This is a genomic window from Taibaiella sp. KBW10 (genome assembly GCF_003852495.1).
In the GTDB taxonomy this organism is placed as follows: Bacteria; Bacteroidota; Bacteroidia; order Chitinophagales; family Chitinophagaceae; genus Edaphocola.
Map to the genome: position 1 here is coordinate 625,445 of NZ_QAJI01000005.1, position 13,401 is coordinate 638,845.

The window sequence follows — 13,401 nt, forward strand, 5'->3', positions numbered from 1 at the left end:
GTCTATTTCGAGAAAAAAAAAATAAATAGTACATTTTATCCCATATTTGTCGATTTTTTCAATTTGATAACATCTCGTTTGCTAAAGGTTATCAGCCGCTAAGGGATTAGCATACTTTGTAGTGCAGGCCTGTAAAATACGTAAAAATATATATGTATTCGTTTCTTAAAATATAACTATTTTAGCGGTACGTTTACTTAACTGTTGATATTAAATTATAAATGAAGCTAGCCAAAAAAGTAATAGAAGAGGAACTGAGGATTTTTGAAGACAGGTTTTCTGCTAATGTAAAAAGTGGAAATGGACTTTTAGACCGGATCATGAATTTCATTATTAAAAGAAAGGGAAAACAGATGCGCCCGATGTTTGTCTTTCTAGCGGCTAAAATTGTGGGCGATACACAAGAACGTACGTTTAGGGCTGCTTCACTCATCGAATTATTACATACCGCTACATTAGTGCATGACGATGTTGTCGATGAAGCCAATATGAGACGTGGCTTTTTTTCTATTAATGCAATATGGAAAAATAAAGTGGCGGTATTGGTTGGCGACTACCTTTTATCGAAAGGTTTGCTACTATCTGTTGAACATCAGGACTTTACTATTTTGAAAATTGTTTCTACTGCCGTAAAGGAGATGAGCGAAGGGGAATTGTTGCAGATTGAGAAGACACGTAAGCTCGATATAAAAGAAGAAGTTTATTTTGAAATTATCAGAAGTAAGACGGCCTCTCTGCTGGCTGCGGCCTGTAGCGCCGGTGCCTGGTCGGTTAATGAAAATATGGAAGAGGCCGATAGAATGAGGCTTTTTGGAGAAAAGTTGGGTATCAGCTTTCAGATTAAAGATGACTTGTTTGACTACGGGCATGATAATATCGGTAAGCCGACCGGAATCGATATTAAAGAAAAGAAAATGACTTTGCCGCTGATCTATACACTCCAACATGTAGACGAAGCGACTCGTAGGAAGATCATCTATATTGTTAAGAATCAAAATACACAAAAAGATAAAGTAGCAGAAGTCATCGATCTGGTGAACAAGAACGGAGGCATCGACTATGCCAGATTAAAAATGGAAGCGTACCAACAGGAAGCGATTGATATTTTACATACTTTTCCGGCTTCCGAGGCGAGAGCTGCTATGGAAGATCTGGTCGCTTATGTAACCAGCCGAAAATATTAAGTAACCTTAATTAGTTTTTTATGAAAAACAGTACATACATATTATTTTGTGCCTTAGCCCTGGGAACGGTTTTAGGAAATGAAAGCTGTGTCTCCAGCAAAAAATACAAAGCGGCTAATGCTAGTATTGCTTCGTTGAGAAGTCAAAACCGGGAGTTGAACAGTAATATCGACAACCTGAGAGACCGCCTTCAATTAATGGAATCGGCCAATAACAGCGCCGCACAGGAAATACAGGACAAAGAATCTACGATCAATGCTAAACAGTCTGAATTGGCCTCTAAACAAGCAGAGATCACCTCACAGCAAGAAAAGCTGCGTACACTTCAGGAACTGATTGACCGGCAAAAGACAAAGACCGATGCCTTAAAAAATAAAATGGCAGAAGCCCTGAAAGGATTTAGTGCCAATCAGCTTACTGTATCACAGAAAAATGGAAAGGTATATGTAAGCTTGCAGGAAAGCTTATTGTTTCCTTCCGGTAGCGCAGTAGTTAATGCAGAGGGTAAAACGGCCTTGTCAAAACTGGCAGAGGTGCTCAATGCCAATCCTGAAATTAACATAGGTGTGGAAGGCCATACCGATTCTATTCCGATCAGATTAAAATTTGAAGACAACTGGGCATTGAGTGTGGCGCGTGCCACTTCCATCGTTCGGATACTGATCAAAGATTATGCTGTTGATCCTACACGCATTATCGCCAGCGGGAGAAGCCAGTTTTTTCCGGTTGCGGCTAATGGTAACCCGGAGGGCAGAGCCCAAAATAGAAGAACGGAAATTATCCTGGAACCTAAATTGGATGAACTACTCAATTTAATTGAGAGTCAATAACCATAACAAAACGATATAACTAAAAAGGTGTTNNAACACCTTTTTAGTTATATCGTATGATCGATAACCGTTTATAATTTTATAAAATCATCTGTGTGTGTATCTATAAATTTATATTGGGTAATCGGGAAGTCATTATTCGGTTTCAATTTCAACCAGATTTTATGTTTCTTATACCATTTCCATTGTAATGATTTCCAGAAACCACCAAACTTAATATAAGATTGCAGCATCGGATGACACATTAAGGCAAGGTGTTTATGTCCTTGATTAATCAGGTATTGAAGATCTTTAGACACCTCATCGGTAATTAGAATAGAGGGTTCTATTTTGCCGGAACCTTTACAGGTAGGGCATACTTCTGTAGTGGTAATATTAATCTCCGGGCGTAAACGCTGACGGGTCAGTTGCATCAGTCCGAACTTCGAAATCGGTAATACCGTATTCCGGGCCCTGTCCTGCGTCATAAATTTGGCCATAGCATCATAAAGCGTCTTACGGTTATCCGGAAGTTTCAGGTCAATAAAATCTACAATAATGATTCCGCCAAGATCCCTGAGGCGCAATTGCCGGGCAATCTCTTCAGCAGCTTCAAGATTCGTTTTTAAGGCACTCTCTTCCTGGTTACTATCAGCAGCCCTTGTTCCGCTGTTCACGTCGATCACATGCATGGCTTCCGTATGCTCTATGATCAGGTAGGCGCCGCTGTGAAGGTTTACCGTTTTGCCAAAAGAAGCTTTTACCTGTCTTGTGATCCCAAAAGAATCAAATATAGGTTGCTCCTGATTGTAAAACTGGATGATCTCTTCTTTCTCCGGGGCGATGCGGGCAATGTAATCCTTTGTTTCACTAAGGATGCCCTTATCGTTAATCACTACTTTTGAAAAGCTGTCGTTCAGCAGGTCTCTTAAGATAGAAGTCGTTTTGGCTTTTTCACTCAAGATCCGTTGCGTGGGTACGGCACCTTTCAGGTTTGTTTGGATGTTCTGCCAGGTAGTTGCCAATTCAGACAGATCTGCATGCAGTTCCGCTGTATTCTTTCCTTCGGCAGCCGTACGTACGATAACCCCAAAATTTTTAGGTTTAATACTTTCTACAATTTTCTGAAGGCGTTTACGCTCTTCTGCAGAATGGATCTTCCTGGAAATAGAAACAAAGTTGTTGAAGGGAGTCAAGACCACAAAACGGCCGGGAAGCGATAATTCACAACTCAGGCGTGGCCCTTTAGAAGAAATAGGTTCTTTAAGAATCTGCACCAGGATTTCCGGTTTCGGATTAAAGATTTCAGTAATCTTTCCCGTTTTCAGAATTTCATCTTCATTTTTGAAATTTCCGAAATCAAAACCGTTAGGATTCGTATCGAATCGTGCAGCTTGGGTAAATTTTATCAGTGAGCGCACATATGGGCTCAAATCGGTATAATGGAGGAATGCGTCCTTCTCGTAGCCAACATCTACAAATGCGGCATTAAGGCCTGGCATAAGCTTTTTGACTTTGCCAAGATATAAATCACCTACAGCAAAAGCAGTATTGCTTTGCTCGTAATGTAACTCTACAAGTTTTTTATCTTCTAATAACGCTATTGCTACTCCGTTATCCGATGCATCGATTATCATTTCTTTATTCATGAGAAATATCTTTTACATCGAACCCCAGGCGTTTGCACCAACTGGGTTTCGGCATTTTTTGACGCTGTGTGTAAATGCTTCAAAAGGTTTTTAGCAAAAAAGAGCTAAAAGAAATGTTGAACCGGTAGCAGCATCAAAAAAGCAATTTTAAATTAATTTGACTGCAAGATCAGTTATTTGAATAGGCGAACCCACATGATTGTTGTGCTATGCACGCAAAAATTCTGGGCAAGCTTATCTAATTCCATAACAGATTACAGGATACGACACAAAATAAGAATACAGATACTCGCAAAAAGTATACAAGTATCTGCATCAAATATTTTAAAATAAGGGAAAAGTCCTACTTATTTCTTTTTGCTTTTATGACGGTTTTTTCTTAAACGTTTCTTGCGTTTGTGTGTTGCAATTTTATGACGTTTTCTTTTCTTACCACAAGGCATAATTAATTGATTTAATTAAGTTAAAAAATTGATTACTATATATATTTTCAGAGCACCGCCCTACAAAAATTTTAAGGTTCTTGCTTTTTGAAAGTTGCGATGTAAGCATCAACATCTTTCGTAAAAGCTGGGTTCTTCATAATAGCCTTGGCTTCCGTAAACAATTCAATTGCTTTGTCTGCTTTCCCCAATTCCTTATAGGCTTCTCCCATAAACAGGCGGGCTTCAATATTGTTTTTATCCAATTTCAATACCATCTCCCCACGTTCTATCGCTTTATCCATTTGATTGGATTGAACGGCCATTTTCCCTAAGGTTACCTGTGCCCTGATATTTTGCGGATGTTGTGTTGCAAAATCTCTGAGTTTGAATACCCCGTTCATCACATCGCCTTTGTCAATCATTGCAATAGCAACATCGATTTGTGCAGTGTCATTTTTAGGATTAATGCTAATTGCCTTATTCAAAGAAGCGATCTGGCCATCGGCCAGCCATTGTCTCACTGCTGCGTTTTTCTCTTCAGATAGTGCTTCCTGAAACAAATGGGCGGCAAAGTTCAGTATTTTTTCTGAATTTTCCAAATTACCCGCTTCGGCGAAGTAATGAGCCGCAATTCCGAGTTGGTTCATTTTCTGCCAACGCTTGCCCAGGGCTTCATTAGCAGTAAATTTTGCCTTCGGATCGGTACTTGTAATTGCCTCGGTTTCCAGCTGATTAATCTCTGCAGCAGACTGCGGCGATAAGAGTTTTTTCTTTGCATCGGCCAGTAAAGAGTCAAAATTGGCCGGTTTTGCCATCGCTCCGGGAGCACCTGCGCCCATCATGGGACCTGTGGCGGCATCCTTACTGTGGTCATGGCCATCATCATGACTATGTTCTGCAGCTGCGGCCTGCGCGCGGGGCTTAGCATTGGTCGTGCCAAAGTATATTCCGATAACTGCTACGATGCTAACACCTATAGCGATGAGTTGCTTACTGTTCAAAGTATGAAAATTTGTGCAAAAATAAGAAAACTTAGTCTTGCCATAAGTTAAAACAAGGACAAAAATGCAGGACCTTATTCCCAGTTTGTTTTAAAAAAGTCCGTTGATTTCAGCATCGATCTTACTGATGACCGCCGCAAAATCGTCTGTGTTTTCTGCATAATTACAATTGTCAATATCAATCACCAAAAGCTTTCCGTCCTTATAATTATTGACCCAATGATTATAATGCTCATTGAGCCTTTTTAAGTAATCCAGCCGGATATTGTCCTCATAATCCCTTCCCCGCTTCTGTATCTGATCTACCAGCGTAGGTATGGAGGCCTTAAGATAGATCATCAGGTCCGGAGGTTTTACCATACTCTTAATGGTCTTGAAAAAATGAGCGTAGTTCTCAAAATCGCGGGAAGACATTAAGCCCATTTCATGCAAGTTGGGCGCGAAAATATGAGCATCTTCATATATCGTTCTGTCCTGAATCACGGTGGCTTCGCTCTGCTGTATCTCCAGGAGCTGCTTGAGACGGCTATTGAGAAAATAAATTTGCAGGTTAAAAGACCATCGGTGCATATCATTGTAGAAATCGCTCAGGTAAGGATTATTCTCTACCGATTCAAATTGGGGCACCCACTTATAATGTTTCGCCAGAAGATTGGTGAGGGTCGTTTTGCCCGCGCCTATATTACCGGCTATCGCAATATGCTTTAATTTAGTCACTACTGGTGTTTGAGAATAATGATTAATAATAGTTGATGCCGATGGCTTTTCTGGCTTCCGATAAAGTTTTCGCCGCACTTTCCCTTGCTTTTTCGGCTCCTTGCTTCAAGATCTTCCTAAGGCGCTCTTCATCTTTTTGTAACTCGGCTGCCTGTGTCCTGATCGGGCTTACAAACTGTACCATATCCTCTGCCAGTTGCTTTTTGAAATCACCATAACGGATGCTGCAACCGTTAAATTGCTCGCGGAAAAGCGCACTTGTATCGGTTGGGGATACCAGGTTCATAAGGTCAAAAAGGTTCTTAATATATTCGGGCATTTCGCTGTTCGGCTCGCTTGGGCCGCTGTCAGTTTTTGCCTTCATTATTTTTTTTCTGATCGTTTCATCATCATCACTCAGGTAAATGGTCGCATTTTGGTTTTCACTCTTGCTCATCTTGCCATTACCGTCAAGGCTCATGATCTTTACCGTACTTTCATCAAAACGGTACACATGTGGTTCCGGAAACAGATCCACATTATATCTTTGGTTAAACCGGTTTGCAAAGTTGCGGGCCATCTCCAGGTGTTGCTCCTGATCCTTTCCTACAGGCACTTTTACCGCACGGTGTATCAAAATGTCTGAAGCCATCAATACCGGGTAAGTCAGTAATCCGGCATTTACATTATCCGGATTGAGTCTTACCTTGTCTTTAAAAGTGGGTACTTTTTCCAGCTCGCCTTTATAAGCAAGCATATTCATCATCAGGTATAATTCCGTGATCTCGGGCACATCTGATTGAGCGTATAAAGACACCTTTTCGGGATCAAGGCCGCTGGCAATATTTTCAGCTGCTACCCGAAATACATTTTGTTTCAGGTCTTTAGGATCGGGATGGGTGGTTAAGGAATGATAATCTGCTACAAAGAAGTAACAGTTATAATCATTCTGCATTTTTATATAATTATGAATGGCACCAAAATAATTGCCTAAGTGTAAAAATCCAGTGGATCTGATGCCACTGACTACGATATCTTTCTGCATAACAATGCAATTTACATTATTTGAAAAATACCCGGAGGTATTTGTGAGGATAAAATTTTAGGATAAAGCTTGTGTCGTAATTATTGTTGTCTTGTCCAGGCGCAATCGCCAGACAAATAAAGTGAAGAACAGATAGACCAGCACACCAAACTGTACTTCCAGCATCGGTTCCACCATCAGGGCAAAAATAAGGACCGCCGCTACGGCTATGGGGTATATGGCCTGTGGACCCTTGCTGCATAAAGGAGCCGATATCATCAGGATAAAGATGAGGCTCAACACACTACCCAAGGCCACCAAAACATATAATAACTGATTGTGTGGGATCAGGCGATTGGCTTCGGGAATCGCGGGGTAATGAGCTTCGTATTCTTTTTTCATTTCCTCGGTCACATCGCCTACCCCCACACCAAAGATCGGCTTGGCTTTAATGATATTTAAGGCAAGCTGATACGAAATGATGCGCCCCTGATCGCTGTAGTTGTAATCCAACTGTGCATTGGGCGTATTCGCTAAGGCAATTTCTTTTTGTACATAATCTACTTTTGCCCTTATGGTGGGTACTTTAAGATAAGCGATAAAAGCCAGTAAGGGTAGAAGGAGGACAAAAAGCAAGGCAAATATTTTCTTCTTTTTAAACAACTTTCCAAAACCGATAATCGCGATCATCATATAAAAGCTCAGCAGCCCGGTCTTCGTAGCCAGTAAATGATTGAAGGCCGTCAGTACAAGGATAATGATACCGATTAATACTTTATCCCATGATTTCAACTGAGTCCATTTCTCGATCAATAAATATAAATTCAGCAGGATGGTTAAGACCAAGGTCAGGCTAAAGCGGATGTAATCATTGTAAATAGAGGTCGGAATTAGTTTAGAAGCCCCATACGACTGGATATAATAGTCGGAATTCTGAAAAAATACGCTTAAACTTTGAAAGACATTGAACATTAAAATAGCCGAAATGCCATAGATGACGATCCGTAGATATTTTATCTTTTCTGTGGGCAGGCTCAGAAATCCAAAGGGTAAAAGGAGGAACGGCAGCTTGATGACCACCTTTTGTCCCCATGCGGCAGTGTCTGTACTCCACAGTCCAGAGATCAGATAGCTGGCAAAAAACAATATGGCCAGTTGTGCGAACCGGCTTTTCTTCAGCAGCTGCCAATGGATGTTGAAGGAACCCGGCAAACAGGCATTAATGAATAATAGAATGACCCCTATACTCACCAGTGCTCTGGCATGCAGCATACCGGCTATCATCATGAGGCAGGCAAGTACGGCGGTCCAGTTTTGAAGCTGGCTGTAGTCTTTTTTTAAGGCGATGGGGCGCTTGTCTGTCATTCCGGTATGTTTAGGGTAAGTGTTTGGCCGCAAAATTCCATTATTAATGTAATAAAACAAAAAACGGCTATATTTTTCTAAGCAATAGAATACATGTACTTTTGAAAACCTAAATATAATTTACTTGAGCCGATATTCTCATCATAATCTTTTTGCGGCGCTGTTGCTTGGCCTGTTTCTATTGGGGGCTGCCTCTTGTGCCAATATCGTACCTCCCTCGGGAGGAGCGCCGGACACAACACCTCCGAAGTTGCTTTCGATGACTCCTCTAGACTCCGTCACCAATCAAAAGGTAAAAAAGATTGTTTTACACTTCAATAAATTTGTTGAGATAAACGACTTGCAGAAAAATTTGGATCTGTCTCCGCAATTGGACATTCCACCAACCGTAGTAGCGAACGGGAAACGTGTTGAGATTAAAATTGTTGATAGCCTCTTAAAACCGAATACAACCTATCGTATTTCTTTAGGCAATGCCATTACGGATAACAGAGAGCGAACGCCCTATGGGAACTTTAAATATACTTTTAGTACCGGTAGTTATTTTGATTCGTTGCAGTTGCAGGGAAATGTGCTGGACGTTGTTTCGGGAAAGCCGGATACGGGTGTAATTGTGGTGCTGTATGCCGAACCCTTTAAAGATTCTATGTTGCTGACCAAAAAGCCCATGTATGTAACCAGGACTGATGGTGCGGGAAAATTTAAATTTGGAGGACTCCCGGCCACTTCATTTAAAATCTATGCTATTGCAGATGCCGATAATAATAAAATGTATGGCGTCGAAAATGAAAAAATAGGATTCTGGAAGGCTGCGGTTCAACCCAAGGCAGCTGCCGATTCTTCGCTTATTACTTTAAAAATGTTTCAGCAGGAGCGTATCATACCAAAATTGCCGGATACAATACCCAAGCCGGTAAATAAGTATATTGGTAAAGTGATATCGACAGACAAGAATGCCGTAAAATATATGGTACAGGCCGATTCTTCTAATCTCGATAAGGAGACTTTTGCATTAAACAAGCCTTTGAATATTTTGTTGAATGCGCCGGTCGCAAAGATTGATTCGGCAAAGATTTATTTAAGTTATTTGAATACAGGGGGTATCGAGACGGAGGCCAGGCGTACCTTAAGTACGGATAGTACTTCTATTAAAGTACATAACTCATGGCAGCCCGAAACGGTTTATACCTTAAGATTGATCAAGGGGTGGGCTGTAGATACCGCCGGTAAGGAACTACCGCCCGCTAAAGTCAGTTTTAAGACAAAACGTAAAGAAGATTATGCCCAAATGAATATTCATATTCCCGCAGCATATTTGTCGGATAAGTATATCCTTAGCATCTATAAAGAACAGGATTCTATCTATCTGAAGCCGGTTACGGATAGTATTGTAAGCCTTTCTCTGTTAGAACCGGGAAGCTACACGCTAAAGATCATTGAAGACCAAAATAAAAACGGGAAATGGGATGCCGGAAATGTGTTTACACAATTACAACCCGAAGCCATATTTCCACATCATATAGAGGTCATCCTTAAGCCCGGCTGGGAAAATGATATTGATTTCAAATACGAACCTGATGCTTTTGCTCCTGACCGGAACCGCCCGGGGGCAATACCGGCAAGACATTAAAATTGCTTCAATAGAAAAACGGAATGTGCGCGCACATTCCGTTTTTCTATTGAAGCTTAATATGATCGTCTGCTATCTGACTAAGGTTACATTACCTTGTTTTTTGGCGCTGGTGCCATCTATGAAATCTGCGGTTAAGATATAGCCATAAGTATCCATCTCTTGAAGAACGCCTTTATAAGTGCCATCCCATCCTTTATCTACTTGGTTGGTTTCAAATACTTTTTCTCCCCAACGGTTGAATATCTGCAGGTTTACTTTTTCAATACCATATCCTCTGATGCGTAAGATGTCATTTTTGCCATCTGCATTGGGGCTAAATCCGGTAGGAATATCTACAACCGGGTATATAGTTGCCTGTAATGTTTTACAAATCTTATCACTACAATTAAAGTCATTTGTTGCAGTTAAGCAAACCGTATACGTACCGGTGCGGTTATACTCATGAGAAGGATTGGTTTCCGTACTGGTCCGGCTGTCTCCGAAGTTCCATAAGTAACTACTGGCTCCGCTACTTTGATTCGTAAAGAAAAAAGGCTGATTGGGCTCGCCTACTAAAGGGCTAAAGGTAAAGGCCGCAGTAGGTGAGGGGTTCACCGTGACTGTAGTAAAACTCGTATCGGTTTTATTACAGGTATTCGGATTGCTCACAACCAAACGTATGGTATAGGTTCCGGCTGTGGTAAAGGTATGACTTACCGGCGAGGTGGTGGCTTGTGTACCGTCTCCAAAATCCCATAAATAAGATGTAGCATTGCTGCTGCCCAAAGGGAAATCTATAGCCGTATTCACACAAGCGGTCGCGGCCGGAATATTATCGGCATTAACGTAAAGGTTAGAGAAGTTGATTGTTTTGAGCACGCTGTCCGGAGTATTACAGGCACCCGCAAGCGTCATTTTTAATTTCACCGTAAAGTTACTCACCGTAGCGTAGGTATGTAAAGGTGGGTTGATTCCCGTAAAGGTAGTACCATCTCCAAAGTCCCAAATGAAAGTTGCGCCGCTGATCGGTCCGCCATTAACGCCGGTAGAGGTATTGGTAAATTGTACTTTCGGATTAAAACAGCTATCCTGTATAGTATAGGTAAAATTAGCATTAATGGTATCGTTACGCACCGTAATGGTGGTATAACTGGTGTCCAGGGTACGACAGGCATCCGGATTGGAACCGATAAGCCTTACGGTATAGGTACCCGGAGTAGTATAGGTATGGCTGGGTGTCTGTGCCGAACTGCTGCCTCCGTCTCCGAAATTCCAGTTCCAGCTTGTCGCATTCGTAGAGTTGTCCTGAAACTGAACCGTAAAGGGTGCACATCCTGTAGCGGAAGGGCTGGCGGCGGCATTGGTTGTTACACTACCCAGGTTAAAGGCAATTTTTACGGCACCCAGATTACAGTTTCCACTGTTTTCTGTAGCTGCCCATGCACCCGGTGTTGCCGGAAAGGCTGAGCCCGGACCACAACTGGCACAAATCGCCTGGTACACTACCCCATTAGGGTCGAAACGGCTGGTACCGCCATCTACGTGCTCTTCTTTACCTGCAGAACCGAAATAAGTACCGTAGAGCAAACTTGCGGCATTTCTGCTGAGTACAATGAAATAGAAATCTGCCCCGTCGGTATTTGGTTGTATGGCGGTAGTGGGGGTAATCGGCATGCCGATTACCGTTGTATTAGGCCCTGCATTTAAACCGCCCCAACCGGATATATAAACATTCTGACAGGTATCTACCAAAAAGGCAACGGGCGATATATTTACATTAGGAATGCTACTGCCACTTCCGAAAACAGTCGAATAGATTCGGGTGCTCAGTGTACTGTCTATTTTTAATATAAATTGGCGGGAACCGGGATTGTTATATACGCCCGGGCTTACCGGAAAATTCCCTAAGGTCTGCCCCATGACGTACACATTGTTTTCCATGTCAATTTGTACCCCGTAGTTTTGATCATAAGCGGCCGTACCAATGTAGGTCGCTTTTAATAAAGGGTAATTACCACTATTTTGAAAACGCATGATAAAGCCATCTATATTGCCCGAATTAGTAGGTTGATAGGCTCCGGCGGTGGCTCCGCTGTGAAAGTCGGTACTCATGGTACCTCCGGAAATATATACTTTTGTTTGTGAATTGTCCAGCGCGATGCTATAGGCACCGTCAACACTACTTCCCCCGATCAGGGTGCCATAGATCATGGTGGTCAGGGTCGGGTTAAACTTGAGAAATACGCCATCCTGTGCACCGGTAAGTGTGGATTTTAAGGCATTTGAAGTTACCGGAAAGCCGGTAGACTGTGTATTACCCGACAGATAAATATTACCCGCATCATCAATCATCACCTCACTGCGCGAGTCGTCTCCATAATTATGTTTTAAGGTTGCGTAAGAAGAATAGTTGGCATTAATATTAACCCCATCAGAACCACTGCCTCCCACGTAAGTAGAACCGATCAATGCAGTACCCGTGCTGTTTAATTTGGTCAGGATAATATCGAAGTCGCCATTATGTGTCGGATCAAAAGAACCCGTGGTTGTAGGATAGTTTGTAGAGGAACTCTTTCCACCGATGATCAGGTTGTTGTTATTGTCTACCACTAAGCTATGCGGCATCTCATTGCCATTGCCCCCAATGTAGGTAGAGTAAAGTAGAGCCGTTCCAGATGCATTGAATTTAGATATAGAGATGTCACAGTCTATGCCAAAAGCAGCATTGTTACTGCCACCGCCATAGGTAGGTTGTAAGGCTCCTGTACTCAGGGGATAACCGGCACTGCGGGCAATACCACCCGCGTATAAATTACCTGCCGCGTCATGTGTTGCTGAAAAACCCCAGTTGTCTGCTACCGACCCGGTCAGGGAGGCGAAAACCAATTGTGGATCGATTGTCAGGATTTGTGTTTTGTCATATCCTTTCGGAAATTTGAAGCTTACTTTATCGCCGTCCAACTGATACTCACATTTCACCGTTACTCTTTCCCCTTTCACATATTGGTAGGCATAGGGTTTGTTCTCGATCACCTTACCTACAGAAGTTTTGATAATCAGGTTCCCTTTTTCAATCAATAGGCCGTCTGTGCCTTCATATTGCAGCTGTATATCCTGTACCTTGGCATTTGGCTGTACGATCAGGTCATATTTCAGGTTGCTGCTTTGGGTATAAAAGTAAAAATCTATACCGGGATATATTTCTTTATAAGTCACATTGCCATATAAGGGCACATTACTTTTCCAGCTGCTTTGGTCCTGACCTAAAAAGTAGTTGTGATAATAAGTTTGTTTGTTTTGGGGATTGGTTGTGGCATTGCTATTACCTCCAACCCATTTCATTTTATAAGCATGAAACTTTAAAACGGGCGGCTCGCTCGTTTTGCCATCTTTATACGCTTCAATCAGCGTATTGTTGTCCGCTGCTCCTGTTACGTAGGTTACGCCCTGTTTTTCCAGGTAGATGTCCACATTGGGGGTAATGCCTTTATAAAGGAAATCATTTTTCCATTGCCCCTGATTCGGTACAAATAATACCGCGCTCGACGCCGATGTTTCGCTATGAGCATAGCTACTTTGGGTGCAAAGCAAGAGGAGGCAGCCAATAAGCCAAAATGCCTGTTTCATAATTAGATA

9 protein-coding genes are annotated in these 13,401 nt (G+C 42.0%); 3 read left to right on the forward strand and 6 right to left on the reverse strand.

What is annotated here, in order from left to right:
• The first annotated feature begins 221 nt into the window (after positions 1–221).
• Together DBR32_RS13165 and DBR32_RS13170 are read left to right on the forward strand one after the other, a co-directional pair.
• Positions 222–1,184, forward strand: a complete 963-nt coding sequence (locus tag DBR32_RS13165; RefSeq protein WP_124636798.1) for a polyprenyl synthetase family protein — start codon at positions 222–224, stop codon at positions 1,182–1,184.
• A 20-nt stretch (positions 1,185–1,204) separates the two neighbouring features.
• Entirely contained in the window at positions 1,205–2,014 is an 810-nt protein-coding gene (locus tag DBR32_RS13170; RefSeq protein WP_124636799.1) for an OmpA family protein, read from the forward strand.
• A gap of 71 nt (positions 2,015–2,085) precedes the next feature.
• On the opposite strand, the gene DBR32_RS13175 is transcribed toward DBR32_RS13170, so the two are convergent.
• The 5 genes from DBR32_RS13175 to DBR32_RS13195 form a co-directional block, all read right to left on the reverse strand.
• On the reverse strand, positions 2,086–3,642 hold the full coding sequence (locus DBR32_RS13175) for an Rne/Rng family ribonuclease (RefSeq protein ID WP_124636800.1): 1,557 nt from the start codon (positions 3,640–3,642) through the stop codon (positions 2,086–2,088).
• Between the two features lie 514 nt (positions 3,643–4,156).
• Complete coding sequence (locus DBR32_RS13180) at positions 4,157–5,068, reverse strand: tetratricopeptide repeat protein (RefSeq protein WP_124636801.1); 912 nt, start codon at positions 5,066–5,068, stop codon at positions 4,157–4,159.
• 90 nt (positions 5,069–5,158) lie between these two features.
• A complete protein-coding gene (locus tag DBR32_RS13185; RefSeq protein ID WP_124636802.1) occupies positions 5,159–5,785 on the reverse strand; it encodes a deoxynucleoside kinase in 627 nt (208 codons plus the stop codon).
• Between the two features lie 22 nt (positions 5,786–5,807).
• The gene (trpS, locus tag DBR32_RS13190; RefSeq protein ID WP_124636803.1) at positions 5,808–6,809 is read right to left on the reverse strand and encodes a tryptophan--tRNA ligase; all 1,002 of its coding nucleotides are present in this window, start codon (positions 6,807–6,809) and stop codon (positions 5,808–5,810) included.
• A gap of 57 nt (positions 6,810–6,866) precedes the next feature.
• Positions 6,867–8,153: an O-antigen ligase family protein gene (locus DBR32_RS13195; protein WP_124636804.1), complete on the reverse strand. Its 1,287-nt coding sequence runs from the start codon at positions 8,151–8,153 to the stop codon at positions 6,867–6,869.
• A gap of 124 nt (positions 8,154–8,277) precedes the next feature.
• Between DBR32_RS13195 and DBR32_RS13200 the strand changes: the two genes are divergently transcribed.
• Positions 8,278–9,783 carry an Ig-like domain-containing protein gene (locus DBR32_RS13200; protein WP_124636805.1) on the forward strand — a complete coding sequence of 502 codons (1,506 nt, stop codon included), beginning with the start codon at positions 8,278–8,280 and terminating at the stop codon, positions 9,781–9,783.
• 72 nt (positions 9,784–9,855) lie between these two features.
• Here the strand turns inward: DBR32_RS13200 and DBR32_RS13205 are convergent, their stop codons facing one another.
• Positions 9,856–13,392 (reverse strand): gliding motility-associated C-terminal domain-containing protein, encoded by a 3,537-nt coding sequence (locus DBR32_RS13205; RefSeq protein ID WP_124636806.1) that lies wholly within the window; start codon positions 13,390–13,392, stop codon positions 9,856–9,858.
• Positions 13,393–13,401: the final 9 nt, after the last annotated feature.

What these genes read in the sequence shown, in the direction of transcription:
- DBR32_RS13205 (WP_124636806.1), bottom strand. Translation starts at nt 13,392, where the DNA reads ATGAAACAGGCATTTTGGCTTATTGGCTGCCTCCTCTTGCTTTGCACC.
- DBR32_RS13175 (WP_124636800.1), bottom strand. Translation starts at nt 3,642, where the DNA reads ATGAATAAAGAAATGATAATCGATGCATCGGATAACGGAGTAGCAATA.
- DBR32_RS13170 (WP_124636799.1), top strand. Translation starts at nt 1,205, where the DNA reads ATGAAAAACAGTACATACATATTATTTTGTGCCTTAGCCCTGGGAACG.
- DBR32_RS13165 (WP_124636798.1), top strand. Translation starts at nt 222, where the DNA reads ATGAAGCTAGCCAAAAAAGTAATAGAAGAGGAACTGAGGATTTTTGAA.
- trpS (WP_124636803.1), bottom strand. Translation starts at nt 6,809, where the DNA reads ATGCAGAAAGATATCGTAGTCAGTGGCATCAGATCCACTGGATTTTTA.
- DBR32_RS13195 (WP_124636804.1), bottom strand. Translation starts at nt 8,153, where the DNA reads ATGACAGACAAGCGCCCCATCGCCTTAAAAAAAGACTACAGCCAGCTT.